This is a genomic window from Mesorhizobium xinjiangense (assembly GCF_009749525.1).
Classification (GTDB): Bacteria; Pseudomonadota; Alphaproteobacteria; order Rhizobiales; family Rhizobiaceae; genus Mangrovimarina; species Mangrovimarina xinjiangensis.
Window position 1 is genome coordinate 45,249 of record NZ_WOAC01000022.1, and the last position, 26,993, is coordinate 72,241.

Genomic DNA, 26,993 nt, shown 5'->3' on the forward strand with positions numbered 1-26,993 from the left:
TCAAAGGAACATCTGGATGTTGCCGAAGGCGGCGTCGGAATTCAGAAGGTCGACGCGCTTCAGGCCGATCTTCAGCTTGCCGTCGACGAGCTTCAGTTCGTGGCGGGCCGTCGCCGCCAGCAGGATCTGCTCGTCGAGCCGCGTCTCCACATAATGGAAGGCGGTGTGCGTGACATACTCGCCCTTTTCCTCGTCCATGTGGTCGATGAAGGGGCGGCTCAGAACGTGATGACAGCGCGTTTTCGGCTTTTGCGAAAAAGTGCGCTCGCCCTTGAAGCGCTCGACGCGCAACTGGCGCATGAAGGCGTCCTCATGCAGCAGCGAGGTGACGTGCTTCGTGTCCTGCTGATTGTAGTCGAGCGGCATCCAGTAGTAGCTATCGGGCGTCCACAGATCGAGCCATTCGTCGAAGCGGCCGTCATCGAGCATGCGCGCTTCCTCATAGACGAAGTCGATCAGGTCGTCGCGGGTCGGAAAGCTCATTGCGGCGCCTCCATCGTCATCGTCATGAATTTCGTCCACGTGTCGAACTGGTTGCGCATCTGGCGCTCGGTCGTGCCGTTCTCCACCGCGATCTCGTCGAAATTCTCGCCCGGCTCGTAGAGGCGCTGAACGTTGACCCATTCCAGCCCGTCGGAATGCAGGCCCTCCTGCGCCCGCTCGTACATTTCAAGATCGTCATGGCCGACCATGGAGGTCGGCGCATTGATCATGCGGTTATACATGGCGGTGCGTTCGACCAGCATGTCGGGCGCGCCGACCAGCCGGTAGATGTAGCTTTCGACCAGCGTCCTGTTGGCGGCGACCGGCTTGAACAGGCGCAATTGCTGGATCGGTCCCTTGATCATGATGTTGGGGAAGTAGACCGTGTTGTGCCGGTTCTCTCCAAGGATCGCCTTGGCCCGTTCCTCGCCATAGGCCTCGACCATCTGCTCGAAATAGCCGGGAATGGCCGAATAGTCGGAATGGATCGAATGGTGCACGCCGGTGTGGCCGTGGCCGTTCGGCCAGGTGCGGATGCCCATGTTCTCGAAGAACTCGTAAGGGCTCATGAAGGGCGCGATGACCTCCATCGCCATCGGCTTCTTCGTGCCTTCCGGCTTGTCCATCTTTTCCCAAAGGTCGATCGCCGTGCCGGCGGAGCTTTCATGCGCCACCATGGGATGGCAGGTGTCGGTCTGGTTCTCGACCAGCATCTTCCAGTTGCACTTGTGCATGTAGCGCAGCGGGGGGCCGGCGACCTCCAGCCGCCCCTCGGGCGAGCGGTCGACCATGTTGTCGATCGAACTCAGCGATTCCCCGAAGAAGCTGTCGAAGTCGATCCCTTCGGGGTTGAGCCGCGCGAAGATAAAGCCGCGATGGTTCTTCACCGCGCCGACGGGTGCGAGACCCTTGACGGATTCGCTCTCCTCCAGGCCGGTGTCCTTGTAGCCCTTGCGCAGCGGGATCGCGAGCAGGCAGCCATTCGTCTTGAACGACCAGGCATGATAGGGGCAGCGGAAGAACTTGCCCGTATTGCCCGAGCGGTCGATGGCGATCTTGGTGCCCTTGTGCGGGCAGCGATTGTGGACGACGTAGATCTCGTTGTCGGTGTGGCGTACCATGATGACCGGCTGGGTGCCGATCTCGGTGGTGAAGTAGTCGCCCTTGTTCGGCACCTGGCTGTCATGGCCGACGAAGACCCAGGTGTTGGCGAACAGATGCTTCATCTCCAGTTCGAACACGCCCTGGTCGATATAGATGTCGCGATGCACCTCGGTCGGCCGGACGAGGGCCTCGATGGTCTTGCGGGCTGGCTGGCTCATGGCTGGGAGGCTCCCTTGCTTGTGCCGTTCCACATGGTTCAAAGATCGAGAACGAGGCGGGCCGACTTGGCGCGCGAGACGCAGATCTGCATGACGTCGTTGGCGGCGCGCTCCTCGTCGGTCAGGATGACGTCGCGGTGGTCCGGAACGCCTTCGAGCACCGCTGTCTGGCAGATGCCGCAATCGCCGCGCTGGCAATCATAGACGAGATCGACGCCCTCGGCCTCCAGCACCTCGATGATCGACTTGTCGGGCGGCACGGTGAAGACCTGGCCGGTCGAACTGATCTCGACCTCGAAGGACTGGTCGCCGGTCGTCGCCTCGGGCGTGTCGAAGAGCTCGAAATGAACGTGATCCTTGGCAAAGCCGCGCGCATGGGCGATCTCGCGCACGGCCTCGATCATGCCGCGCGGGCCGCAGACATAGATGTGGCTATCCGCCGAAGCGCCGCCGACCAGCGCCTTCAGGTCGACGCAGGTGTCGGGTTCGTCGTCGCTATGGACGGTGAGCGCCTCTTCGCACAGTTCTTCGAGCTCGTCGGTGAACGCCATGAGGCCGCGCGAGCGCCCGCAATAGTGAAAGGCGAACGGGCGGCCCTTTGCCTTGAGCTCCGCCGCCATCGAGATGATCGGCGTCACCCCGATGCCGCCGGCGATGAGCAGGGCCGGGGCGGGGCTGTCGTGCAGCGCGAAATCGTTCTTCGGCGGTGCCACCGTGACGATGTCGCCTTCGCGCAGGCTGTGCATATGGCGTGAGCCGCCCTTGCTGTCTTCTTCCAGCCGCACGCCGAGCCGGTAGGTCGCGGGCGCGGAAGTCGCGCCAGGTTCGGCAATCCAGTTGATCAGCGAATAGTGCCGGTCGCTCGCATCCGGAAGCTTAACGCGGATATGGGCGCCGGCGGAATAACCGGGCAAGGGGTCGCCGTCTTCGGCGGCCAGCGTCAGGGCCCGGATCTGCGCGCACGGCGCGTGCGTTCCGATCACCTTCAGCCTGAGTTCGCTCATCGACAGCATTCCTCCTCCGTCCGCGGGGACAGTTATCGGCCTTGTGCAAGGGCCGTCTCCCGCAGCGAAAAAAGAATATGAATTGTCATGTTTTTGTCTGTCAAGCTTCATGCTTAAAAAAGTGCATTTTCATCTTTTTAAGCTTGAAGAGAGGCCGAAGCTGTGGGAGCCTCTGCGATTGGAGGCATGCCATCGACGGAGGAACGAGAGATGGGGAACATGATAAAATTAATTGCATCTGCATCTATCATCACACTCGGAATGAGCGTCGGCGCCCTGGCGCAGGAGACGGTTCTGCGCATGTCGAACTGGCTTCCGCCGTCGCATCCGATCGTCAAGGACATGATGATCCCGTGGGCGGAAAAGCTCAAAGAGGCCAGCGACGGACGCATTGAGGTCCAGATCCTCGACGCCCCCGTCGGCCCGCCGCCGGCGCATTTCGATCTCGCCGCCAATGGCGCCGTCGATCTCACTTACGGCGTTCACGGCTATACGCCCGGGCGCTTCACGTTGACCGAGATCGCCGAGCTGCCGTTCCTTGCCGACACCTCGGAAAGCCTGTCGGTCGCCTTCTGGCGGCTCTTCGAGAGCGACCTTTCGAAGGCCGACGAGCATCGCGGCACCAAGGTGCTCGGCGTCTTCACCCACGGACCAGGGCTGCTGTTCACCAAGGGCAAGCCGGTGACGCCGCTCGACGGGCTCTCCGGAGCCAAGATCCGGGTCGCCGGCAACATCACCAACAAGCTGGCCGAAGCGATGGACATGGTTTCCATCCAGGCGCCGTCGCCACAATCCTACGAGATCCTGTCGGGCGGCGTGGCCGACGGCATCTTCTTTCCCGTCGAATCCGTGCCCTTCTTCAAGCTCGACGGCCTGGTCGATACCGCGTTGCGGGCGCCCGGCGGGCTCTACAACGTCTCCTTCTTCTTCGTCATGAACAAGGCGAAGTTCGAAAGCTTGTCGGACGAGGACAAGGCGGCGATCCAAGAGGTTTCGGGCGAGGCCTTCGCGCGCATGGCCGGCAAGGCGTGGGACGCCGCCGACGCCGCGGGCATGGAGGTGATCGGTTCGACCGTCGACTTCCACGATGCGACCGACGAGGAGATGGCCGAGTTGAAAGCGCGCGCGCAGCCGCTCTTCGACGATCTCGCCGCGGCCTATGAGGCAAAGGGCGTCGACTTCGATGCGATGCTCGCCAAGCTCAGGAAGGAAGTCGCGGCGGTGGCGGCGGAATAATGGCGCTGTCGCCGGAAGATGCCGCCATGCGGATCAGGCGGCGATTGCGAATGGCGACCGCCGTGCTTTGCGGCGCGGCGCTCGTCGCGCTGACGCTCGTCACGGTGGTCGATGTGATCGGCCGCTATCTCCTGTCCTATCCGCTGCCGGGCGCGGCCGAGTACACCGAGATGCTGCTGATGGCGATCGTGTTCATGGGGCTGCCGGCCGTCTGTCTGGATGACGGCCATATTGCGGTCGACCTGTTCACGGCGCGCCTGCGCGGCGTGGCCGAAAAGGTGCAGACCGTTTTCGCCCGGCTGATCGTATCGCTCGTCCTGGCGGTCATCGCCTGGCAGCTCTGGGAGCACGCGGCGCAACTGGCGAGCTACAACGAGGTCACGGTCTATCTCAGGGCGCCGCTGGCACCCTTTGCCAAGGCGACGGCGGTCATTGCCGGGATATGCGCGGTCGTGACCTTCGTCATGGCGCTCATGCGTTTGCCCAAGGGCGACGGGGGAGGCGTGTGATGGCATGGCCGGTCGGCATGGCGGCATTGCTGCTGTTGATCTTCGCCGGCGTTCCGATCGCCTTCGCCATGGCTGCCGTCGGGCTGATCGGCGTCGTCTCCATCATCGGCTGGCAGCCGGCCTTGTCGATGGTCGGGCAGGTCTATTTCGACAGCGGACGCAGCTACACGCTGTCGGTCGTGCCGCTCTTCCTGCTCATGGGCAACCTCGTCGTGCAGTCGGGTGTGGCGGGCGATCTCTATGCCGCGGCCAATGCCTGGCTCAGGCATAGCAAGGGCGGCCTCGCCATGGCCACCATCGTGGCCTGCGGCGGCTTTTCCTCGGTCTGCGGATCGTCGCTGGCGACGACGGCCACCATGGCCAGGATATCGCTGCCGGCAATGCGCAAATACGGCTATTCCGACCGCCTGGCGGCGTCGTCGATCGCGGCCGGCGGAACGCTCGGCATCCTCATTCCGCCATCCGTCATTCTCGTCATCTACGGCATCCTGACCCAACAGAACATCGGAAAGCTGTTTCTGGCCGGCGTCCTGCCGGGTCTTGTCGGCGTCGTCGGCTACATGATCGCGGTGCGGTTGTCGCTGGCCGTCTATGGCGAGCATCTGGAAACGCAGCCGAAACTGCCGCTCGCGGAGCGCCTGCGCGCCCTGCGCGGCGTCATCTGGGCGCTCGGCCTGTTCGTCTTCGTGCTCGGCGGCATCTATCTCGGCGTCTTCACCGCGACCGAGGCGGCGGGCATGGGCGCTGGCGGCGCGTTTTTTCTGACCTTCATGCGCGGACGGCTCACCCTGCGCGACACGCTGACGACGCTTTTCGACACGGCCAAGACGACCGCGGTGATGTTCTTCATCCTGTTCGGCGCGCTCTACTTCCTGAACTACGTGAACTTTTCCGGACTGACGGGCGATCTGCGCAGCTGGATCAATGCGCTGGGCGTCGGGCCTTATGCGGTCATCTTCATGATCGTGATTGTCTATCTTGTCCTGGGCTGCCTGCTGGAAAGCCTCTCGATGATCACGCTGACCGTGCCGATCCTGTTCCCGATCGTCACCGGGCTCGGCTTCGACCCGATCTGGTTCGGCATTTTCGTCGTCATCGCCACAGAGCTCAGCTTCATCACCCCGCCCATCGGAATGAACGTCTTCGTCATGCGCACCGTGGCGCCCGACATTCCGATCGAGCGGATATTCGCCGGCATCGTCCCTTTCGTGGCGATGGATATCGTGCGCCTCGGCCTGCTCATTGCGGTTCCGGCCATGGCGCTGCTCATTCCCAACTCGATGTAGCGGGAGCGCCATGAACGTCCGGGCACAAAACCAAGCGAATCTGGCCGGGACAGGCAGCGAAGGATTCGTTGCCGACTACCTGCTCTTCCTGCTGGCCGCCGCCAGCGATGCCGCCAGCGAGGATTTCCATGCCCAGGTGCGGGCGCAGGGGCTGCGCGTGCCTGAGTGGCGGATTCTCGCCTGCCTGTCGGACGAAGACGGCCAGATGATCACGCAGCTTGCGCAACTGGCGCTGATGGAACAGTCGCACCTGACCAAGATCATCGACCAGATGGCGACGAAGAGCCTGGTGACGCGGCGCAGCGACGCCAAGGACCGGCGCCGCGTGCGCGTCTACCTGACCGGGGCAGGGCGCAAGCAGGGCGCCGATCTCGTCGCCGCGGCGCGGGCGCATGAAATGTCGATCATCGAGCGATTGCCGCCGGGAGAAGCCGCAACGCTGAAAGAGGGGCTGAAACGCATCAACGCACTTTACGGCACCGGCATGGCCGGCGTGGCGAAGGCGGACCAAATGGAGACACCTGCATGATGAGCGAAACCGGTTCCTCGGGCTCCATGAACCCGACACGTCTTGTCCACGATGTGCTGCAGCCCGAAGGTTGGCCGCTGCCGAAGGGATATGCCAACGCCGTCATGGCCGAAAACGGCACCATCTACACCGGGGGCCTAGTCGGCTGGGACAGCGAGGGGCGGTTTCCCGAGAGCTTCGTCGGTCAGGCGCATCAGACCTTTCGCAATATTCGCGACGTTCTCGCCGTGGCTGGCGCGGGACCGGAACATCTGACCCGGCTCACCTGGTACGTCACCAGCATCGAGCAATATCTCGCCGACCCGAAAGGGCTCGGCGCGGCCTATCGCGATGTCTTCGGCCGCTGCTTCCCGGCAATGGCCACCGTCGAGGTCACGCGCCTGGTCGAGCCGAAGGCGCTGGTGGAGATCGAGGCAACGGCGGTGCTGCCCGTTGGCGCGCAGGCGCGCGGCTGACGGAACCTGTCCAAACAATGGGAGCGGAACGATAATGAAAATAGCGGTGATCGGAGGTGGCAATGGCTCCTACGCGGCGGCGGCGGATTTTGCCGAGGCGGGCCACGACGTGCGCTGGTGGCGGCGCGACCCCGAAAGCTTCTCCGACATTGCGGTCGCCGGCGGCATCACGCTGACCGATCACAAGGGCAGTCGGCATGTGGCGGTCGTGCCGAGCGACGATCTCGCCGCCGCGCTCGACGGGGCGGAACTGATCGTCGCGCCGACGCCGGCCTTCGCCCAGGAAGACATCGCCGCACGCCTGGCGCCGCACCTGGCCGACGGCCAGGTGATCTACCTGCCGCCCGGCACCTTCGGCTCCTACATCATGATGAAGTGCATTCGCGCCGCCGGCTCGACGGCCGACATCGCGATTGCCGAGACGGGCACCTTGCCCTGGCTGACGCGCAAGCAGGGACCGCTCGAGGTGCGCGTGACGACGCGTGCCTCGCGCCTGCCGACCGGCGTCCTGCCGGCCCGCCACACCGAACGGGCGATTGCGGCGATTGCCGAGGCCTTTCCGGCGTCAATCGAGCCGCTCGACGACGCCTTGTCCGGTGCGCTGATGAATGCCGGGCCGATCATCCATCCGCCCCTGATCCTGATGAATGCCGGCCCGATCGAGCATTTCGAGCGCTGGGACATTCACAACGAGGGCACGCAGCCGGCGATCCGCCGTACCCACACCGCGCTCGACAATGAGCGCATCGCCATCCGCGAGGCGCTGGGCTACGGCGCGCCGCATTTCCCGCTCGCCGATCACTACGAGACGAGCAACTGGATGTATGGCAATCTGGCCCATGACAAGCTGGTGGGCTCGGGCGACTGGCACGAAAATCTCGACCTGAAGACGCACCGCTATATGCTCGAGGATATCGGGCTCGGACTGGCCTTTCTCGTCTCGGTCGGCGAGTGGGCCGGTGTCCCTTGTCCGGTGGCGAGTGGTCTTCTGGCGATTGCCGGGGCTGTCGCCGAGCGCGATTTCCGCAAGGATGGCCGCACGATGGAAACGATCGGTCTTGCCGGAGACAGTCGCGACAAGGTGCAGACCATGCTGCGCGAGGGATTGTGATGGCGGGTCGCACGGCGATTGCCTGCATCGGCGCCGGGCGCATGGGCCGCGGCATCGCCCAGTCCGTCGCCTATGCCGGCCATTCGGTCACGCTGATCGATGCAAAGCTGCGTGATGCGTCAGCCTTTGAGACTCTGCGCGGCGAAGCGCTCGGCGAGGTTCGCAAGGGCCTGGAATCGATCGCCGAACTCGGCGGCTTCGACCCCGCCGCGATCCCGCAGATCATGGCACGTGTCAGCGTTCTGCCTGCCAACGAGGCGGCTTCCGGTATGGCCGGCGCCGGGCTGGTCTTCGAGGCTGTGCCCGAGGTGATGGAGGCCAAGCGCGATGCGTTCGCACTCTTCGACGCACATGGCGATGAAGGCGCCGTCCTGGCATCGACGACCTCGACAATGCTGTCGACCGAGCTTGCCGGCCTGACGGCGCATCCGGCGCGTTTTCTCAACGCGCATTGGCTCAATCCAGCCTTCCTGATGCCGCTGGTCGAACTCAGTCCGGCTGACGAGACAAGCGACGAGACGCTGGCGTTCATGCGCGGCTTCCTGGAAGGCATCGGCAAGGTGCCGATCGTGTGCAAGGCGTCGCCGGGCTACATCGTGCCGCGTATCCAGGCGCTCGCCATGAACGAGGCGGCGCGCATCGTGGAAGAGGGCGTGGCGAGCGCCGAGGATGTCGACAAGGCTGTCACCTACGGCTTCGGCCTGCGCTTCGGCGTGCTCGGCCTGCTCGAATTCATCGACTGGGGCGGCGGCGACATTCTCCATCACGCCAGCCGCTACCTGACGGAAGCATTCGGCGACACGCGCTACGCCGCGCCCGCCATCATCGCCCGAAACATGGAGGAGGGACGGATCGGTCTGAAGACCGGTTCGGGCTTCTTCGATTACGCCGACATCGACGTCGACGCCTATCGTCGGCGCCGCATGGAGGCGTTTCTGAAGGCTCTCGGCAATGCCGGTCTCGTGCGCGAGCCGGTGCTGGAGGGCGATCCGTGAAACCGAACCGCGCAGGATAAGCCGGACAAACCAGAGAGGACTATCAAGATGCACCAAGCTAAGACTCGATCGATCGCCAGGCAGTTCAGGATCGCGCTGCTGGCCGGCGCGGCCGGCATGGCCGTTTTCGCCGGCCAGGCCAATGCGCAGGAAACCCTGCGGGCCGTTTCGGCATTCCCGCCTTCGCTCGCCTTTTCGCAGAGCTTCAAGGGCTTCGTCGACCTCGTCAACGAACGCGGCGAAGGCGTCGTCCAGATCGACTATGCCGGCGGGCCCGAAATGTTTCCGCCGAACCAGCAGGTCGATGCGGTGCGCCGCGGCGTGATCGACATGCAATACGGTCCCGCCTCCTACTATCTGGGTACCATGCCGGAGGCCGACGCCTGGGTTGGCTCGACCGTGACGGCGGCCGAGGCGCGGGAAAACGGCGGCTTTGCAATCATGCAGGAGGCGTTTTCGAAGAAGCTCGGCGTCAATCTGCTGGCGCATCTCGACACGGGTGTCCAGTTCTTCATCTACACCGTGAACGAGCCGAAGCGCACCGCCGACGGCGGCGTCGACCTCGACGGTATGCGCATCCGGGCCCAACCGATCTACAATTCCTTCTTCGAGGCGCTGGGGGCGATCCCCGTCTCGGTTCCGGTGCCGGATGTCTATACGGGGCTCGAGCGCAACACCTTCGACGGCTCCGGCTGGCCGATGATCGGCATTCAGGACCTGTCCTGGGACAAGTTCCTGAAATACCGCATCGATCCCGGCTTCTTCCAGACGGACCTGGCCGTGGTGATCAACCCGGCCAAATGGGACGCGCTCAGCGACGAGGCGAAGCAGATCCTCAACGAGGCGGCGGCCGAGTACGAGAAGACCTCCTACGACAACTTCCAGACGATGGCCGCCGAGACCGACAAGGCGGTGCGTGACAATGGAATGGAAGTCATCACGCTCGAAGGGCAGACCAAAGCCGAATATCTCGATCTCGCCTATGAAAGCGCCTGGAAGCGCATGAAGGATGCCGGGTCGGAATATTACGACGCGCTGAGAGAGGCTTACTACAAGCGCTGACGCACTCGGTCCGGGCTTGCGACGGGCGGCAGACGCGGCCCGTCGCCTCCTGCAACAAGGGCAGAGGCAGATGCTCCCTCTCAGAATGTACAACCGGTTCATCCCCGGGCTGGCGGCACTCGGCGCGCTCAGCCTCGTCTTCATCACCGCGGCGATCATCGTCGACGTCGTGCTGCGCAATACCGGCTTCCGGCCGTTCCTGTGGACGAGCGCGGTTGTCGAATATGTCATGCTGTTTTCCACCATGGCCGCGGCACCCTGGCTGGTGCGCACCAATGGACATGTGGCGATCTCCTCCTTCATCGAGATCATGCCGCCGTCCCTCAGATTGCTGGCCGGCCGCGCCATGCTCCTGATCGCCATCCTGACGCTTGCCCTTCTGTGCTGGCGTTCGGCCGCGGTCGGCCTGCAGATGGTCGCCTCGCGGGCCGTCGACATGCGCTCCATCAACATTCCCTCCTGGGTGCTCTACGCCATGCTGTCGGGCGGGTTCGGCCTCATGGCGCTCGAGTTCCTGCGTCTGCTGCTGCGCGGCGAGACCTATAGCGGCACGGGAGGTGGGCATTGATGGTCTGGTATGAAGCCGCCTTGCTGATGGTCGGCGGCCTGCTCTTCCTCATGTTTTTCGGCATGCCGGTGGCCATCGCCTTCCTGGCGATCAACATTGTCGGCGTGTACATCTTCATGGGCGGCATGATCGGCATCGACCAGCTTGTCGCCAACGCCACGACGTCCGTCACCAGCTTCGCGCTCGTCCCGGTTCCGCTTTTCCTCATCATGGGCGAACTGCTCTTTCATACGGGGCTTGCCATCCGTGTGTTCGATGCGCTCGACAAATGTTTCGGCGGCATCAAGGGGCGGCTGTCCTACCTGACCGTGGGCGGCGGCACGATCTTCGCCACGCTGTCGGGCTCTTCGATGGCCAACACGGCCATGCTCGGCACCACCTTGATGCCCGACATGATCAAGCGCGGCTACAAGCCCCACATGATCATGGGGCCGATCCTGGCGACGGGCGGGCTGGCGATGATCATTCCGCCATCGTCCCTGGCGGTCCTGCTGGGCTCGTTGGCGCGCATCGACGTCGGCGCTCTGCTGATTGCCGGTCTGGTTCCCGGCCTCGTCCTGGCGGCGATGTTCGCGGCGACCATCCGTCTCCAGATTGCGGCCGATCCGGAGGCCGCTCCCGGATACGCGGCGGAACGTGCATCGATCGGCGAGATCGCAAGGGCACTCCTCCTCGACGTGATGCCCATGGGCATCGTCGTCTTCGCCGTGGTCGGGTTGATCCTGCTCGGCTGGGCGACGCCGACGGAATCGGCCGCCTTCGGGGCTCTGTCCGTCATCGTGCTCGCCGCGCTCTACCGCAAGCTCACCTGGGCCGCGGTCGTCAAGTCGATGACGGGCACGCTCGCCGTTTCGGCGATGATGCTGATGATCATCGTCGGCTCCACGACCTTCTCGCAGATCCTGGCCTTCTCGGGCGCGTCGTCCGGGTTGATCACGTTCGCCACGAGCTTCGAGCTCAACGCCTATCTGATCCTCGCCGCGATGTTCCTCGTGCTCATCGTCCTCGGCATGTTCATGGACCAGCTCTCCATCATGATGCTGACGCTGCCGATCTTCATGCCGCTTGTCGGGCTCTACGATTTCGATCCCATATGGTTCGGCGTGATCATGCTTCTGGCGCTGGAGTTGAGCCTCGTCACGCCGCCCTTCGGATTGCTGTTGTTCGTCATGGTCGGCGTGAGCCCCAAAGGCACCAGGATCGGACACGTCGCACGCGCAGCCTTTCCCTATATCTGCTGCACGATGCTGCTGGTCGTGCTTCTCACGCTATTTCCGCAACTGGCCCTTTGGCTGCCCGGCCTGATCAGGAGCTGACCATATGAAGATCTGGTATCAAAGCTATGTCGACTACGAGCACGGCGCCCAGTACTGGGACGCCTTGCGCGCGCATCTCGACGCCATCGTCGACCCCGGAACCACGGTCGACATCAAGGGCATTACGCCGCATGACAGCTACGCCCATGCGATCGTCGAGTTCAGATGCGCCCGCGAGGTCATCTGCAACGCGGTCAGGGCCGAGCGCGAAGGCTATGACGCCTTCATCATCGGACACTTCCAGGATGCCGGCCTCTACGAGGCGCGCTCGGTCGTCGATATCCCCGTGCTCGGCATGGGCGAGGCATCGATGCTCCATGCCTGCCAGCTTGGCCAGCGTTCCGGCATCGTCACCATCAACCGGCGCTATATCCCCTGGTTCCACCACCAGATCGGCAAATACGGCCTGAAGGAGCGGGTGGCGGGCGTCCATGCGATGGATTTCGAGCCGGGGCAGATTCTCGCTGCCTTCGGCTCGCAGGAAAGGCTGGAGACGGTGGTCGGGCTGTTCGAGGAGCAGGCGCGGCCGCTGGTCGGGCAGGGGGTGGACGTGCTGATCCCCGGCGGCGGCATTCCGATGCTGCTTTTCTCCCAGCTTCAAGGGCACCGCGTCGACGGCGCACCGGTCATCAACGGCATTCCGATCGTCGTGAAAATGGCCGAGACGGCGGTCAAGCTGCGCCGCCTGACAGGGCTCGGCACCAGCCGCACTTCGGACTATGTGAAGCCGCCGGCCGAGATCATCGAGGAATTCATGGCGCACCCCAAGGGGCTATGACCCGAGGATCCATGCCTGAGCGACGCCTCTCCGGTAGTCCTGCACCGCGCTCCGCGTGTTTCAAAGAGTGGCGACGGTCTTCAGCGCCCCGTCGAGTGCGTCGCCGTCCTCGTCGAGCAGGGCAGCCTCGCGCAGTCGGCGCAGCCAGTCGGCGCCGTCCTCGCGATGCTCGATCAAGGGCAGGCCAGCCATGACACGGGCGAATTTCGACTGTCCGCGTGCGTGAGTGTCGGAATAGCCCTTGATCAGCCGCCGGCACTTGAGCACCTCCACCCCGAGCGCGTAGTAGCGTTCGCGTTGCTGCAACGCCGTCTCGAACCAGTTCTCGAGATGTGCCGTTTCCACCGTGTGGCGCAGCAGGCGCCGGCGCCATGGGCGCAGCGATGCGACGACCCAGAGCATCAGGTAGCCCGACAGGCTGTCGGTGCGGATGCGCCGGCCCTTGTTGATGCGGCGGTCGCACCAGGCAAACAGTTTCGGCCGTGCCTCGATCCAGCGGCCGAGACCGGCAGGCAGGGTGCCGCAGACCTCTTCCATGCGCGGATGGAAATATTCCGTCACCTGAACGATGCCGTCTCGTGCCACGCCTTGCTCCTTGCGCAGGCGCCGCTCCCGGCTGGTGCGCGTCTTCAGGTCGGCGACGCGGATGATGTCGTCATAGACCATGGCGTTGGCGGCATATTTGGCCGCCTGCACGGAGAAGGCATATCCGTTCTCGGCCGTGTCGCCGGCCAGCGCCCGCGAGACATGGTCGAGATAGGCCGCGCCATAGGCGACGTCCTGATAGTCGACGACCTTTTTCAGGCCGGGCATCGCCATCTCGCGCACCGAGCCGGGCAGTGCGTCGACGCGGTCGCACAGTCGCTGCCAGGCTTCGACGAGCCGGCGCGGCCCGGCAACGGCCTCGGCGGATGGCGCGGCCGGGTCGGGGCGTTTCTCGACGCTGTCCTCTCCAGCCGAACCTGCACGCTCGCAGCTGGCGGCGAAGGCGCGCAGGCTTGCGTCCACGCCGCGGCCGGAGCGGCGGATCGTCTCCTCGAAGGCAGCGCGCGAAAAGGGCAGGGCGCCGGAGCCGGCGAGCGCGCCGAACAGGCTTGAGGAAATCACGCTACCGGCCTCGACGGCGATCTTCTCCATGTCGAAGCAGACGAGTTGGTGGGCGGCGGCCGAGGCCGCCGTCATGACGGATTGCGCGTCGGCACGCCCGTCGCCCGGCGCGATCTTTTCGGACACCGCCAGCACCCGATGCGCCGATGCGATCAGCGTCGTGCGGTCCGGCGTGGAAAAGCCGCGCATGATGGCGCGCCCGGCCTCCATCAGTTCCGCCGCAATCAGGATATCGACGTCGCCGGGCGAGGGGCTGAGCGAGAAGACCGGCTCGCCGCCTGTGTCCGGCGCCATTTCCACATAATAGATCGTGGCGCCGGTGCGCTGGGCGACGCCGGCGACCGAGGTCGATTGCGCGCGGTAGCCGTTGCTCTCGGCAAGCGAGATGATCCAGTCGCTGAGAACACCGCCGCCCTGGCCGCCGACGGCCAGAATGGCGATCTTGATGATCGAAGCGGTCGCGTCGTCGCCGCCGGCCGGCAGATCGGGGAGCCTGTGAACGTTCATCTCATTGCTCCGCGAACTGGAGGCGGCCCGCTTCGCGGCGCATCTGCAGCCAGCCGATGAGGCCGCGCCGCAGGCGGTCGACCAACCGGTCGCGCCGGGTGGGGTTGTGCACCACGTCGGCGCGATAGAAGGACGGGCACAGGACCGCCGCATCGGCGACCTCGCCGCAATTGCCGCAGCCCACGCAGCTCTGGTCGATGCTGGCGACCGGATCGTCGCGCAGCGGATCGTCGAGTTTCTTGACCGACAGCGACGGGCAGCCCGAAAGCCGCATGCAGGCGTGATCGCCGGTGCACACATCCTCGTCGACGCCGAAGCGCGGCTTGACGACGCGCTCGCCGGCCTTCATCGCCGCCCCGAGCAGCGGCTTTTCGCGGCGCTGGCGGTTGAGCATGCATTCCGACGAGGCGACGATCACCTTCGGGCCTTTTTCCGGTGTCGTCAGCGCCTCGCGCAGCGTATCGCGCATCTTTCCGACATCGTAGGTGCGGTCGACCTGGCGCACCCAGTTCACGCCGAGCCCGCGCACGGCCTCGGCGATCGGATGCTTGGTCGATTTCGTCTTGTTGTCGGCGCGCGAGGACAGGACGTCCTGCCCGCCGGTGGCGGCGGAATAATAGTTGTCGACGATGACGATGACGCCGTCGTTCTGGTTGAACACGGCGTTGCCGACAGAAGAGGTGAGGCCGTTGTGCCAGAAGCCGCCGTCGCCGACGAAGGAGATGGAACGCCGGTTGGCGCCGGGGTCGTTGAAGGCGGAAGCCGAGGCCGGGCCGAGCCCGTAGCCCATCGTTGTGGCGCCGATCTCGAAGGGCGCGTTGATGGAAAACAGGTGGCAGCCGATGTCGGATGCAATGTGGTGCTGGCCGAGTTCCTTTTCCACCAGCTTGGTCGCGGCGAAGATCGGCCGTTCCGGGCAGCCGGTGCAAAAGCCCGGCGGGCGCACCGGCACGACATTGGCCAGATCGGGGGCGGTCTCGACCGGTGGCGGCGCGTTCGGGGCCCGGCCCCTGGAGGGCAGCAGGCCGGCGCCGTGCTCCGACAGAAAGGCGCGTATGCCGTCGGTCATCACCTGGCCGGTATATTCGCCGGCCATCGGCAACGGCCCCTTGCCGACAAGCCGTGTCCTGGCGCCGGCCTTGTAGAGCATGGAGCCGAAGGCCTGCTCGATATAGTCGGGCTGGCCTTCCTCGACCATGAGCACGGCGTCCTTGCCGTCGCAGAAGGAAAGGAACTCCTCGCTTATCAGCGGGTAGGTGACATTGAGGACATAGAGCGGCACCTTCGTATTGCCGTAAATGTCGGCCAGTCCCAGCCGTTGCAGGCTGCGGATGACGGCATTGTACATCCCGCCCTGCAGGACGATGCCGACCTTGGCGCTGTCCGGGCCGAAGACCTCGTTGAGTCCGTTGTCGCGAATATAGCGGATTGCCGCCGGCAGGCGCTTGTCGATCTTCTCGTGCTCGTGGACGAAGGAAGCCGGGGGCAGGACGATGCGCTGCGTGTCGCGTCGCGGGTTTTCGACGGCGTCGCGGACGGTCATTGCGGGCGCGACATTGTCCCTGGCGGCAAAGCGCCCGTGCACATGGCAGCCGCGAATGCGCACCTGCAGCATCACCGGCGTGTTGGACGCCTCGGACAGCTCGAAACCGTCGCCGACGGCCTTGACGATGGAAGGCAGGTTGGGGCGCGGATCGAGCAGCCAGATCTGGCTCTTCATGGCGAAGGCATGGCTGCGCTCCTGCATGATGGACGAGCCTTCGCCGTAATCCTCGCCGACGATTACCAGCGCGCCGCCTGTCACGCCGCCCGATGCCAGATTGGCCAGGGCGTCGGAGGCGACATTGGTGCCGACGGTCGACTTGAAGGTGACCGCGCCGCGGATCGGGTAGTGCACCGAGGCGGCAAGCATGGCGGCAGCCGTCGCTTCCGATGCGCTGGCCTCGAAATGCACGCCGAGCTCGCCGAGGATCTCCTGTGCGTCGGACAACACGTCCATCAGGTGGCTGATCGGCGCACCCTGATAGCCGCCGACATAGCCCACACCGTTTTCGAGCAGCGCCTTGGTGATGGCGAGAATGCCTTCGCCGTGGAAGGTATCGCCTGCGCCCATGCGCAGCTTCTCGACCTCTTTAGCGAATGAGCGTTCGGCCATTGCGTTTCGATCCGTCGGTTGCCGTCGCGCCAACCCGCATAACATTGTCCGCGCGGGCTTGCAGAGCGATCGGTGCCTGAAATAATATGCATTTGCATATTATTTTGGACGGTTGGCCACGTCAAGCGGACTTCGGCGGGTTCAGATCTCGTGCTTGCGGATGTTGCGCAGGATCTTCTGCAAGGTGGCGGTGAAGCGCTCGCGTTCCTCGTCGTCGATGCCGACGAACATCGCCTCCGACGAAGCCAGCATCGTCGGCCAGAGCGCGTTGAAGGTGGCGCGCCCGCGCTCGGTGATGAAGATGTTGCGCACCCGGTTGTCGTCCGGGGCCGCCTGGCGGCGGATCAGTTTTTCCGCCTCCATGGCGTCGAGGACACGACTGAGGGTTGACTGCTCGGTGACCGCATAGACCGAGAGCTCGTTGATCTTCAGGCCGTCCATGACCGACAGCACCGCAAGCGCACGCATCTTGGGCGTGGTCAGGCCTTCCTCGTTGAGCCGATCGCGCAGCGTCTGGTTGTAGCGCCCCATGATGCGGTTCATCAGGTAGGGCGCGAACTGCTGCAGTCCGAGCTCGCCGAGTGTTCGAATGGCGCCAGGCACAGCCGCTTCCGCCGCGGTCCCGGCGCCCCCGGGTCCGGCGTTGTCGCCGGTCTCGCCGTCGTTCAGCTCGTCTTCGCTGGCCAATGAATCCGCCTCCGCAATCGAACCCGGCCGGTATGTTGGCCGCCGCTCGTCATCATCGTGTCGATCGGGGAGGCGATGCCGCACCCCGTTTGTCCTTATACGGACTTATAGATGATATTGCATGGTTTCGCAGGCAAATCAGCAGCGACGGTCCACCGCGAAGGTCAGAAATCTGTATCGCCCCGATATCCTGCAGAGCGGAATCAAAGAGTTTGGTCGGTTCATCGCAGTTATGAAACGATGAACCGATCCGGGACGCCGTTCACGCTATCAGATCGATACCGGTCTTCGGCGACTCTACCTAAAAGCGTTGGGAGATGGTGATGCGGAACGCTCGTCCGGCCTCGGAGTAGCGATCGCGAACATCATCTGATGTGTTGTCCGGCACGTCCAACGCGTTCCAGTACTTCTTGTCCAAGACGTTGAAAACGCCGGCCTGGATACGAAGCCCGTTGAGCTGCTCCGGCTCCCACCAGCCCGTGACGTCGACAATGCCGTATCCGGGCGCCTTGAACCCTCCGTCGCTGACCTTGTCGCGCGCGGCAGCCATGGTGAGCGAGACGTCGGCACCCCAGTTTTCGGTGTTGTAGCCCAGGCCGACAATGGCCCGCAGTGGCGGGATCGAATTGAGATATTCGTCCGTGTCCGTGTCTTTGCCGTGCGACCATGCGAATGACCCCCAGGTCCGCCAGTTGGGAGCGAAATTCCAGTAACCGCTCAGTTCCGCACCGTAAATCTGGACGCGGTCTCTGTTCTCGTAGCCGATAACGCCACCGATCGGGTACTCCCCACCAGGCGGGGCGATCTGCACCTGATCGATGAAGTTGCGGTAGTAATTGTTGAACAGGCTGACCGAGGCTCCATATGCCGCTGCCTCGTATCGGGCCCCTAGTTCGAAACCATTGCTGGTCTCCGGGTTCAGGTTAGGGTTGCCGACACGGGCATACGATCCAGGTTGGCCATAATTCTGGTAAAGTTCGAGTGCCGACGGTGCTCGGAATGCCTGGGCCCACTGAGCGTAGAGTTCCAGATTGTCGGTAGCCTGCCAAGCGGCCCGCATCTTGCCGGAGACCCTGGCATCGCTGTTTGAGGGGGGCAATGTCCCGTCGAAGTTCGGCCCGCGTTCATACGCTGCAGTCGAATTCGGATTGTGTTCGTACCAATCGAAGCGGATTCCCGGCGTCAAAGTGATGTTGTTGGGAAGCGCGATGTCGTCTTCGACAAACATGCCGAAGAAGAGGCTCTCGACGTCCGGCATGTCGGAGGCGTTGGAGTGCAAGAACTTGCAGGATTGGGGGCCGAAGAAATCCGGGACGGTCGTCCAGTCGACATCGGGGCAGCTATCGACGCCCGACGAATACTGATGCGTGTCCTGCCGGTAGATTTCGCTGCCGAAGCGAAGGTTGTGACTAAGCCCCCCGAGCTCCATTTCCTTCGACGTGTTCCCCGTAACACCGTAGGAGGTTTGTTCAAGCTCGTTGTCGCGCTTGTAGACACCGCTTGGATAACCGTAGAAGAACGGATCGCCCGGGATGATATCGGCTCTCGAATCCCGGAAACGAAAACCGTCGGTCGTCTTGTTCAGCTGCTGGCGCATCCAGTAGGCCGTGACATGGGCTCTATCGACCCAGTCTGCACCATCCGGTGAGAGAAAGTCGTAGGTGGCGGAGAGGCGCTGCCGTTTGACATCATCGCCGGACTTGAGGCTTCCCGGCTGGTAGCTCGAAGATGTGCCGATGCGATCGTCTATGTCTGCATCCCGCTCGAAGAGCTCTCCCGTAATGCCGAAGCGGTGACCGTCCCCGACATATTGGTGGATTTTCACGAGCAGGTTGCCTTGGTCGTAATCCAACGGGTTCGCCTCGGTGCGGTCCGAACCGTAACCGCCGATAGTCCCGAAATTGTCGGTCTCGTGACCCGCACGATAGCTGCCTTGAATGAGGACATATGTATCGTTGACACGGCCCGCCACGGCGGCATTCGTGCGCCAGCTCTGGTCGGCGCTATCGTAGGCCCCTTTGACGAGCGACCCAAATCGACGCCCGCCCGTCAGGAGGTCTTCCGGATCAAGAGTCCGGAACGATACGACGCCACCAAGAACGCCCGATCCGTAGTGTGTCGAGTCGGCCCCGCGCGTGATGTCGATTGTGGAAATCGTATCGAAGTCGAAAGCGTTCAGTCCGCCCTGGGCGCTGTCGCGCGGGTCAGTCAGCCACGGGACACGTATGCCATCGATGGTCGTGAGGACGCGGTTCTGATCAAGACCGCGGAGGTTGATGCTGTTGTTGTTGCTGTTGAAATTGACGCCGGCATCAATGCGGCGCGAAAGATCGTCGATGTCGTCCACCATACGACGATCGAGCTCTTCCTTCTCCACCGTCGTGGTCAAGACTGTCCGATCGGGGTCGGAGGCGGCTTCGACCGTAAGTCTGTCCAGTTGCGTGGCTCCTTCTTGCGCAGTTGCGGTGTTGCCCGCCCCCACTGCCACCAAAAGCGTCGCCGTGCTGCACAATAGTCGTCTGCGCCAAACGGAATTCGCAAGCATGCCTCAAGCCCCTCTTTGCAAAGATTGCCTGGCTGGCCGGCCGCGGAATGCAGCCACGCTTGCTGAGCGTAGGAAGATACGTGGAACACAAAAGAATCGTACCCACCGCTGATCGGAGGTTCAGTATCAAAACATGATTGCTATAGTCAAGAATTAGAGTGCCCTACGTCCATTCGACACACAGGCTCTCATCCCGTTCAATCACTTCTCATGATCGATGGGGCGCTCCGGGTCATGGAGTTCGACGCGAACGCTCAGGCGCCGGATTCCGCCCAGTCGGCAAGCCGCTCCAGGAAGCGGTCGCAGCGCGCCATCTGGTCGCGTTCGATATATTCGTCGGCCTTGTGCGCCATCGCGATGGAACCCGGGCCGCAGACGACGGTTTCCAGGCCGAGCATGTCGTGGAAGCGGCCGGCTTCCGTCCCGAAGGCGACCTTGGAGTGCGTGTTGGTCTCGGAAAGGCGCTTGGCAAGGGTGACGATCTCGGCGTCAGGCGCTGTTTCCAGCCCCGGTATTTCCGACGTGAGTTCGATCACGATGCCAGCCTCGGGTGCGATCGCCTTCATCTCCGGTTCGAGCACGTCGTGGGCATAGGCATGAAGTTCGGCGACAAGGGCGTCGACGTCCTCTCCCGGAAGGGCCCGGAATTCGCACATCATCACGCACTGGTCGGGCACGATGTTGAGTGCGGTTCCGCCCGAAATGACACCCGTATGGGCGGTCGTGTGGATCACATCATATTCGGGATCGCGGCTGCCATTGCGCGCCAGCCGCTGACCGATCTCACGCATCTTCACCGTAAGCAGGGCCGCATAGTCGACGGCGTTGACACCTTGGGGGGCGAGTGAAGAATGGCAGGTGCGCCCGGTCACCGTGATCTGCATCGAACGCTTGCCCTTGTGGCCGACGACGACGCCCATCAGCGTCGGCTCGCCGACGATGCAGTAACGCGGGCGATAGGGCGCATCCTTCAGCCATTCGAGCAAGCCTTTCACGCCGATACAGCCAATCTCCTCGTCATAGGAGAATGCCAGATGGATCGGCCGGGCGAGGTTGCGCTTCTGAAAATGCGGCACGGCGGCGAGGCAGGCGGCAACAAAGCCCTTCATGTCGCAGGCGCCGCGGCCAAACAGCCTTCCGTCGCGCTCGGTCAGTTCGAAGGGATCGCTCGTCCAGTCCTGCCCGTCCACCGGCACGACGTCCGTATGGCCCGAAAGCACGATGCCGCCGTCCTTCTGCGGTCCGATCGTGGCCCACAGATTGGCCTTCTCGCCGGTCTCGTCGAACACTTTCCGGCTCTTCACGCCGAGTCCTTCGAGATAGTCGGCGATATAGTCGATCAAAGGCAGGTTGGTGTTGCGGCTCGTCGTGTCGAAGGAAACGAGCCGGGCCAGGATTTCCTCGCTTGGTGAAAGCGGCATGAACGATACTCCGTGATTGGCGGGATGGCCCGCGATGATGGCTATATCAGACCGGTGTCCCGAATCCGGAATTCGCTACAATCACCGATACCCGCTGCGCGAATTTCGGATCGACAAGGACACTGGCAATTCCATGATTCTGGTGTGGCATTAGGATTTGAAGTTCGTAGCGGCGCCCTCGATTTCGAATGAATCGAACTTCAAATCCACCACGCTAGCGCGCGTCGTATCCATGAAGTCCTGCGCGGCCGGGCTTGGTGGACGGCTCGAAGGAAAGAGAAACGACGTGCGATAGGGGATTTTCGGCGAGAACGGGCGCATGACAATGCCGCTGGCGAACTGATGCGCGATGGGAAAGGGGTTGAGCAACGAGACGCCCAGCCCCACGCGGACGAATTCCGCGGCCGACACGGCGGTCGCCGTCTCGATGACGATCTTGCGGCGCACGCCGCTGCGCTCGAACACGCGATCGATGGAAATGCGCCCCGAATGGCGGCGCGTCAGCGAAATGAAGGGCTCGTCCTCCAGATCCTGCGGGCGGATCGTTTCGCGTGCGCACAGCCTGTGTCGGCTGGGGAGGGCGCAGATCGCCTCGCTCTCGATGAGTATATTGCTTCGCACCCCGGCATGGGCTGGTTCGGTGTCGGTCAGCCCGACATCGTGACGGCCCTCGGCGATGCTGGTGACGAGACTGTCGCTGGACAGGACGTCGAAGATCACCTCCAACTCGGGATTTGCCTTGGTGAAGCGCGCGACATGGCTCGGCAGGAACCGGTGCGCCATGGTCGGCGGAGCGACGATGCGCAGGCAGCCCGAATGCGATTGTGGCGCAATGCGTGTGCGGTCGGATATGCGGCCGAGCGCGGCGAAGACGGGATCGAGTTCGTGGCTGATGGCCAGCGCCTCGCGCGTCGGCAGCAGGCGTCCGCCGGCGCGCTCGAAAAGCGTGCGGCCGAGCGCGCTTTCCAGTTGCGAAAGGCTTCGGCTGATGGCCGACTGCGAGATGCCCAGGCGCTGGGCGGCTGTCGTCGTCTTGCCGGTTTGCACCAGCGCGCGGAGCACTTCCAGCTCGCGCAGCGTGAAGCCCATTCGTGTCGGCGCCGTCTCGTCCTGGGTCACCGCTCCCTGCCTATCATATGAGCAGAATGCATACATTTTTTCCTTTGCAATTTGTTTATAGCATAATAGCGTGTCTGCCAACAGGGCCGTGACACGGTCGGACATTCGGCCCTGCCTTCGGAGGAGGCCGGCCGAAAGAACCAAAAGGGGAAAGCGAAATGAGGAAAGTTTCGACGGCAATGGCGGCGGCACTCGTTTCCGCAACGATGCTGACGCCGGCAACCGCTCAGGACGGCGAGCTGACGATAGGGCTCAAATCGGAAGCGACGTCGATGGATCCGCAGTTCCACAATCTGTCGACCAATACGCAGGTTCTGCAGAACGTATTCCAGGCTCTCGTTGAGCAGGACGCGACGCAGTCGCCCATGCCTCAGCTTGCCGAATCCTGGGAGGCAATCGACGATACGACGTGGCGTTTCAAGCTGCGCGAGGGCGTCACCTTCCACGATGGCGGCGCGTTCACCGCGCGCGACGTGATCTACAGCGTTTGCCGCATCCCGATGGTGGAGAATTCACCATCCTCCTTCTCGATCTACACCCAGCAGATCTCCGATATGCGGGCGGAAGACCCGCATACGCTGATCATCGAGACGGACGGCGCCAACCCGCTTCTTCCGGTGGAAAGCGCCACATGGGCGATCCTGTCGGCTGAAGCCATGGGCGCCGAAGAGGAACTGACCTACGGACCCGACGGGAGCTGTGAAGGCATGGGCGAGGTCCCGCAGTCCGGTGCCTTCAACGATCCCGCCATCGCCGTCGGCACCGGTCCCTATGTCCTCGACAGCTTCACCCGCGGCAGCGAGATGGTCATCACGCGCTATGCCGATTATTGGGGTGACGCGCCGGACTGGGAGCGCGTCGTCATGCGGCCGATTTCGAGCACCGGACCGCGCGTCGCCGCTCTTCTCGCCGGCGACGTCGACATGATCGAACAGCCGCCGATCCAGGACATTCCGCGCATCGAGGAGGCCGGCTTCAAGATCGTCGATTCCCAATCGAACCGCGTCATCTATCTCGCCATGGACCAGGACGGCGAAGCGCCGGGCCTTGGCGGGACCGACGGAAAGAACCCGCTGACCGATGCCAAGGTGCGCCAAGCGATCTCGCTCGCCATCAACCGCGAAGCCATCGTCGAGCGCATCATGGGCGGTTATGCGACGCCGGCGGCCGAGCTTCTGCCGCCGCCGATGTTCGGTACGTCGGGGCGTGCGGTCGATCCTTACGACCCGGAACGCGCCAAGGAACTCCTCGCCGAAGCCGGCTATCCGGACGGCTTCCAGATTACGCTCGGCACGCCGAACGACCGTTACGTCAATGACGAGCAGGTGGCGCAGGCCGTCGCACAGATGCTGGCGCGCATCGGCATCCAGACGACCGTCGACGCTTCCACCGCGAGCCAGTTCTTCTCGCGTCGCAACAAGCAGGAGTTCCCGATCTACATGGCCGGCTGGGGCGCGGCATCGGGCGAGATGTCGTCACCGCTGAAATCGCTGGTCGCGACGCACAATCCGGATGCCGGGCTCGGGGTGACGAATGCCGGCCGCTACTCCAACGAGGAACTCGACAGCCTGCTCGGCGAGGCGATGAAGACCATCGATGATGAAAAGCGCTCCGAGCTTCTTCAAAAGGCCGAAGGCGTGGCGCTCGACGAATGGGGTATCCTGCCGCTGCATTACGAGCAGACCGTCTGGGCCTTGGCGCCGGGCCTCGACTATACGCCGCGCGTCGATCAGTACACGCTCGCCTATGCGGTCACGAAGGCCGACGGCGAGGGTGATGCGGAATAAGGACGGAACCATGCGGGCCGCGACCTCTCGCGGCCCGCAATCCGACGCCACGCCGGCGCGCCCGTGCAGCGCGCGGCCCATGCCGATCTTTTCCGGAGCCCGTGCATGATCGTCTATCTGATGCGTCGCATCGGCCAGAGCCTGGTCGCAATCATGGTGATGGCGACCCTGGTTTTTCTCGGCGTCTATGCGATCGGCAATCCGGTCGATGTCCTCATCAATCCGGAAGCCACACAGTCGGAGATCGCCGCGACGATCGCGCGTCTTGGTCTCGACAAGCCACTCTGGCAGCAGTTCCTGATCTTCGTGAAGAGCGCGCTGCAAGGCGATCTCGGCAATTCCTTCGTCTATGGCCGGCCGGCCGTAGACATCATCCTGGAACGCTTCCCCGCAACGATGGAGCTGGCGCTGGTCGCGCTCACATTGTCGGTCGTCATCGGCGTTCCGCTCGGCGTCTATGCCGGGCTGAAGCCGGAGAGTATCGGCGGGCGTTCGGTCATGGCGGGATCGATTCTTGGTTTCTCGCTGCCCAATTTCTGGCAGGGCATGCTGCTCATTCTCATCTTCGCCGTACTGCTCGGCTGGCTGCCGGCGGGCGGGCGCGGCGAGACCGTGCAAGTGCTCGGCATGCGCGTCAGCTTCCTCACCTGGGACGGGCTGCAGCACCTGCTTTTGCCCGCGCTCAACCTGGCGCTGTTCAAGATGTCGCTGGTGATCCGCCTGGCGCGCGCCAATACACGTGAGGTCGTTACGCAGGACTATGTGAAGTTTGCCCGCGCCAAGGGGCTTTCCACGCGCCGTGTCGTTCTGGTGCACGTGCTGAAGAACATCATGATCCCGGTGGTCACCATTCTCGGGCTCGAGCTGGGTTCCATGGTCGCCTTCGCCATCGTCACCGAAACCGTGTTCGCGTGGCCGGGCATGGGCAAGCTGTTGATCGATTCCATCAAGCTGCTCGATCGGCCGCTGATCGTCGCGTATCTGATGCTGACCGTGCTGATCATCGTCACGATCAACCTCGTCGTCGACGTTCTCTATTCCTTCCTCGATCCCAGAATTCGTCTTTCGGAGGTGAAGGGATGACCGGCGAAATTCTTGCCACCGGCGGCGAGTCGGCCGCGCCCTTGCGGCGCACCAAGGCCGACAGCCCGCTCAAGCGCATCCTCGCCGCCTTTTTCGAGGACCGGCTGGCCGTGATCGGCCTGGTCGTCTTTGTCCTCATCGCCGCCTTTGCCGTGATCGGGCCCTGGATCGTGCCGCAAAACCCCTATGATCTGGCGCAGCTCGACATCATGGATGGCGGGCTGCCGCCGGGCGAGACGAGTTTTTCGACTGGCGGCACCTACTGGCTTGGAACCGACGAGCAGGGGCGCGACATGCTTTCGGCCATTGCCTACGGGCTGCGCATCAGTCTGCTCGTCGCCTTCGTTTCGCTCGGCTGCGCGATCACGATCGGCGTAACGCTGGGTGTCGTCGCCTCCTATTTCGGCGGCCGGATCGATTCCCTGATCATGCGCGTGGTCGATCTCCAGCTTTCCTTCCCGGCGATCCTGATCGCGCTCATCCTGCTGGCCCTGTTGGGGCGGGGAGTCGACAAGGTCATCCTGGCGCTCGTCATCGTCCAGTGGGCCTATTACGCCCGCACGGTGCGGAGTTCGGCGATCGTGGAAACCCGAAAGGACTATATCGACGCCGCGCGGTGCCTGGCCCTTTCGCATCGGCGCATCATGTTCCGCCACCTGCTGCCGAACTGCGTGCCGCCGCTCATCGTGGTGGCAACGGTCCAGATCGCGCAGGCGATCTCGCTGGAGGCGACGCTTTCCTTCCTCGGTGTCGGCGTGCCGATCACCGAGCCCTCGCTCGGCCTGCTGATCGCCAACGGTTACGACTATCTGCTGTCGGGCCGCTACTGGGTCAGCATCTTTCCCGGCATCGCCCTGGTGGCGACCATCGTCGCCATCAACCTGGTCGGCGACCGCCTGCGGGACGTGCTCAATCCGAGACTGCAGAAATGACGGCGCTTCTCGACGTCAGGGACCTCAAGACACATTTCTTCACCCGCGACGGCGTGGCGAAGGCGGTCGACGGCGTCAGCTTTTCGGTCGAACGCGGCCAGATCCTCGGCCTGGTCGGCGAGTCCGGTTCGGGAAAGTCGGTGACGGGCTTCTCGCTGCTCGGCCTTGTCGATCCTCCGGGGCGCGTCGTCTCGGGCGAGATCGTCTTTGACGGAACCGATCTCATTGCGGCCGGCGAGAAGACGATGCGCCGACTGCGCGGCAAGCGCATCGCAATGATCTTCCAGGACCCGATGATGACGCTGAATCCCGTTCTGCGTATCGACACCCAGATGGTGGAGACGATCCTGGCCCATGAGAAGGTCGGCCGTGCCGAGGCGCTGAAGCGCGCCCGGGAGGCGCTCACCATGGTTGGGATTTCCGCCCCGGACGAACGGCTGAAGAGCTATCCCCACCAGTTTTCCGGCGGCATGCGCCAGCGCGTGGCGATCGCCATCGCGCTCCTGCACAAGCCCGATCTCATCATCGCCGACGAGCCGACGACGGCGCTCGACGTGACGATCCAGGCGCAGATCCTGGCGGAAGTGCAGAAGCTGTGCGCCGAGACGGGCACTGCGCTCATCTGGATCACCCACGACCTTGCCGTCGTATCCGGCCTGGCCGACCGGCTGGCCGTCATGTATGCCGGCCTGATCGTCGAAGAGGGTGCCGCGTCCGACGTCATCGAAAACCCGATGCACCCCTATACGCGGGGGCTCATCGGTTCGGTCCCGCAAGGCAGGGCCCATGGCCGGCCGCTGCAGCAGATCCGCGGCATGACTCCGTCGCTTCTCGACCTGCCCTCGGGCTGCACGTTCCGCCCGCGCTGCTCCCGTGCCGACGAGGCGTGCCTGGCCGTGCCCGCGCTCGACACATTGCCGGGCGAGCGGCGGGTGCGCTGCGTTCACCCCTTTGGCGAACCGTGCAAGGAAAATCCCGTCTCGTGACCGATCCGAT

At 63.7% G+C, this 26,993-nt stretch carries 24 protein-coding genes; 15 read left to right on the forward strand and 9 right to left on the reverse strand.

The genetic code is table 11. The features are described from left to right. From GM909_RS20445 to GM909_RS20455, 3 genes are read right to left on the reverse strand one after another with little or no spacing between them, the layout of a single operon-like run. Window positions 1-483 carry an aromatic-ring-hydroxylating dioxygenase subunit beta gene (locus GM909_RS20445; protein WP_157019072.1) on the reverse strand — a complete coding sequence of 161 codons (483 nt, stop codon included), beginning with the start codon at window positions 481-483 and terminating at the stop codon, window positions 1-3. Then, window positions 480-1,805 (reverse strand): aromatic ring-hydroxylating dioxygenase subunit alpha, encoded by a 1,326-nt coding sequence (locus GM909_RS20450; RefSeq protein WP_157019073.1) that lies wholly within the window; start codon window positions 1,803-1,805, stop codon window positions 480-482. Before GM909_RS20450 ends, GM909_RS20445 begins: the two co-directional genes overlap by 4 nt. Before the next feature lie 38 nt (window positions 1,806-1,843). Continuing rightward, a complete protein-coding gene (locus GM909_RS20455) occupies window positions 1,844-2,809 on the reverse strand; it encodes a PDR/VanB family oxidoreductase (protein WP_157019074.1) in 966 nt (321 codons plus the stop codon). A gap of 261 nt (window positions 2,810-3,070) precedes the next feature. Here GM909_RS20455 and GM909_RS20460 point away from each other — a divergent pair, with 261 nt between their 5' ends. From GM909_RS20460 to GM909_RS20510, 11 genes are all read left to right on the forward strand, one after another. Then, window positions 3,071-4,045 (forward strand): TRAP transporter substrate-binding protein, encoded by a 975-nt coding sequence (locus GM909_RS20460; RefSeq protein ID WP_235911995.1) that lies wholly within the window; start codon window positions 3,071-3,073, stop codon window positions 4,043-4,045. Beyond that, a complete protein-coding gene (locus tag GM909_RS20465; protein WP_157019076.1) occupies window positions 4,045-4,554 on the forward strand; it encodes a TRAP transporter small permease in 510 nt (169 codons plus the stop codon). Before GM909_RS20460 ends, GM909_RS20465 begins: the two co-directional genes overlap by 1 nt. After that, window positions 4,554-5,840 carry a TRAP transporter large permease gene (locus GM909_RS20470; RefSeq protein WP_157019077.1) on the forward strand — a complete coding sequence of 429 codons (1,287 nt, stop codon included), beginning with the start codon at window positions 4,554-4,556 and terminating at the stop codon, window positions 5,838-5,840. Before GM909_RS20465 ends, GM909_RS20470 begins: the two co-directional genes overlap by 1 nt. Window positions 5,841-5,850: 10 nt before the next feature. Further along, window positions 5,851-6,369 (forward strand): MarR family winged helix-turn-helix transcriptional regulator, encoded by a 519-nt coding sequence (locus GM909_RS20475; protein ID WP_157019078.1) that lies wholly within the window; start codon window positions 5,851-5,853, stop codon window positions 6,367-6,369. After that, entirely contained in the window at window positions 6,369-6,824 is a 456-nt protein-coding gene (locus GM909_RS20480; protein WP_157019124.1) for a RidA family protein, read from the forward strand. Before GM909_RS20475 ends, GM909_RS20480 begins: the two co-directional genes overlap by 1 nt. A gap of 34 nt (window positions 6,825-6,858) precedes the next feature. After that, the gene (locus GM909_RS20485; RefSeq protein WP_157019079.1) at window positions 6,859-7,935 is read left to right on the forward strand and encodes an NAD/NADP-dependent octopine/nopaline dehydrogenase family protein; all 1,077 of its coding nucleotides are present in this window, start codon (window positions 6,859-6,861) and stop codon (window positions 7,933-7,935) included. Continuing rightward, the gene (locus GM909_RS20490) at window positions 7,935-8,930 is read left to right on the forward strand and encodes a 3-hydroxybutyryl-CoA dehydrogenase (RefSeq protein ID WP_157019080.1); all 996 of its coding nucleotides are present in this window, start codon (window positions 7,935-7,937) and stop codon (window positions 8,928-8,930) included. Before GM909_RS20485 ends, GM909_RS20490 begins: the two co-directional genes overlap by 1 nt. A gap of 48 nt (window positions 8,931-8,978) precedes the next feature. After that, window positions 8,979-9,992, forward strand: coding sequence for a TRAP transporter substrate-binding protein DctP (gene dctP, locus GM909_RS20495; RefSeq protein WP_157019081.1), 1,014 nt, complete (start codon window positions 8,979-8,981; stop codon window positions 9,990-9,992). A gap of 70 nt (window positions 9,993-10,062) precedes the next feature. Then, on the forward strand, window positions 10,063-10,560 hold the full coding sequence (locus GM909_RS20500) for a TRAP transporter small permease (protein ID WP_157019082.1): 498 nt from the start codon (window positions 10,063-10,065) through the stop codon (window positions 10,558-10,560). Further along, window positions 10,560-11,876: a TRAP transporter large permease gene (locus GM909_RS20505; RefSeq protein WP_157019083.1), complete on the forward strand. Its 1,317-nt coding sequence runs from the start codon at window positions 10,560-10,562 to the stop codon at window positions 11,874-11,876. The genes GM909_RS20500 and GM909_RS20505 overlap by 1 nt, the downstream gene beginning before the upstream one ends. A gap of 4 nt (window positions 11,877-11,880) precedes the next feature. Next, on the forward strand, window positions 11,881-12,654 hold the full coding sequence (locus GM909_RS20510; RefSeq protein WP_157019084.1) for an aspartate/glutamate racemase family protein: 774 nt from the start codon (window positions 11,881-11,883) through the stop codon (window positions 12,652-12,654). Between the two features lie 60 nt (window positions 12,655-12,714). Here GM909_RS20510 and GM909_RS20515 read toward each other — a convergent pair whose 3' ends face one another. The 6 genes from GM909_RS20515 to GM909_RS20540 form a co-directional block, all read right to left on the reverse strand. Then, window positions 12,715-14,268 carry an indolepyruvate oxidoreductase subunit beta family protein gene (locus tag GM909_RS20515; RefSeq protein ID WP_157019085.1) on the reverse strand — a complete coding sequence of 518 codons (1,554 nt, stop codon included), beginning with the start codon at window positions 14,266-14,268 and terminating at the stop codon, window positions 12,715-12,717. 1 nt (window position 14,269) lies between these two features. Next, entirely contained in the window at window positions 14,270-16,423 is a 2,154-nt protein-coding gene (locus tag GM909_RS20520; RefSeq protein ID WP_157019086.1) for a thiamine pyrophosphate-dependent enzyme, read from the reverse strand. Between the two features lie 141 nt (window positions 16,424-16,564). Further along, complete coding sequence (locus GM909_RS20525; protein WP_235912000.1) at window positions 16,565-17,026, reverse strand: MarR family winged helix-turn-helix transcriptional regulator; 462 nt, start codon at window positions 17,024-17,026, stop codon at window positions 16,565-16,567. Between the two features lie 385 nt (window positions 17,027-17,411). After that, window positions 17,412-19,655 carry a TonB-dependent hemoglobin/transferrin/lactoferrin family receptor gene (locus GM909_RS20530; protein ID WP_157019087.1) on the reverse strand — a complete coding sequence of 748 codons (2,244 nt, stop codon included), beginning with the start codon at window positions 19,653-19,655 and terminating at the stop codon, window positions 17,412-17,414. A gap of 254 nt (window positions 19,656-19,909) precedes the next feature. Continuing rightward, the gene (argE, locus tag GM909_RS20535) at window positions 19,910-21,076 is read right to left on the reverse strand and encodes an acetylornithine deacetylase (protein ID WP_157019088.1); all 1,167 of its coding nucleotides are present in this window, start codon (window positions 21,074-21,076) and stop codon (window positions 19,910-19,912) included. A 150-nt stretch (window positions 21,077-21,226) separates the two neighbouring features. Continuing rightward, entirely contained in the window at window positions 21,227-22,195 is a 969-nt protein-coding gene (locus GM909_RS20540) for a LysR substrate-binding domain-containing protein (protein WP_198174330.1), read from the reverse strand. A 158-nt stretch (window positions 22,196-22,353) separates the two neighbouring features. Between GM909_RS20540 and GM909_RS20545 the strand changes: the two genes are divergently transcribed. From GM909_RS20545 to GM909_RS20560, 4 genes are all read left to right on the forward strand, one after another. Next, window positions 22,354-23,982 (forward strand): ABC transporter substrate-binding protein, encoded by a 1,629-nt coding sequence (locus tag GM909_RS20545; RefSeq protein ID WP_157019090.1) that lies wholly within the window; start codon window positions 22,354-22,356, stop codon window positions 23,980-23,982. A gap of 105 nt (window positions 23,983-24,087) precedes the next feature. Then, window positions 24,088-25,065: an ABC transporter permease gene (locus GM909_RS20550; RefSeq protein WP_157019091.1), complete on the forward strand. Its 978-nt coding sequence runs from the start codon at window positions 24,088-24,090 to the stop codon at window positions 25,063-25,065. After that, window positions 25,062-25,997, forward strand: a complete 936-nt coding sequence (locus tag GM909_RS20555; protein WP_157019092.1) for an ABC transporter permease — start codon at window positions 25,062-25,064, stop codon at window positions 25,995-25,997. The genes GM909_RS20550 and GM909_RS20555 overlap by 4 nt, the downstream gene beginning before the upstream one ends. Continuing rightward, window positions 25,994-26,983, forward strand: coding sequence for an ABC transporter ATP-binding protein (locus GM909_RS20560; RefSeq protein WP_157019093.1), 990 nt, complete (start codon window positions 25,994-25,996; stop codon window positions 26,981-26,983). Before GM909_RS20555 ends, GM909_RS20560 begins: the two co-directional genes overlap by 4 nt. The last annotated feature ends 10 nt before the right edge of the window (window positions 26,984-26,993 follow it).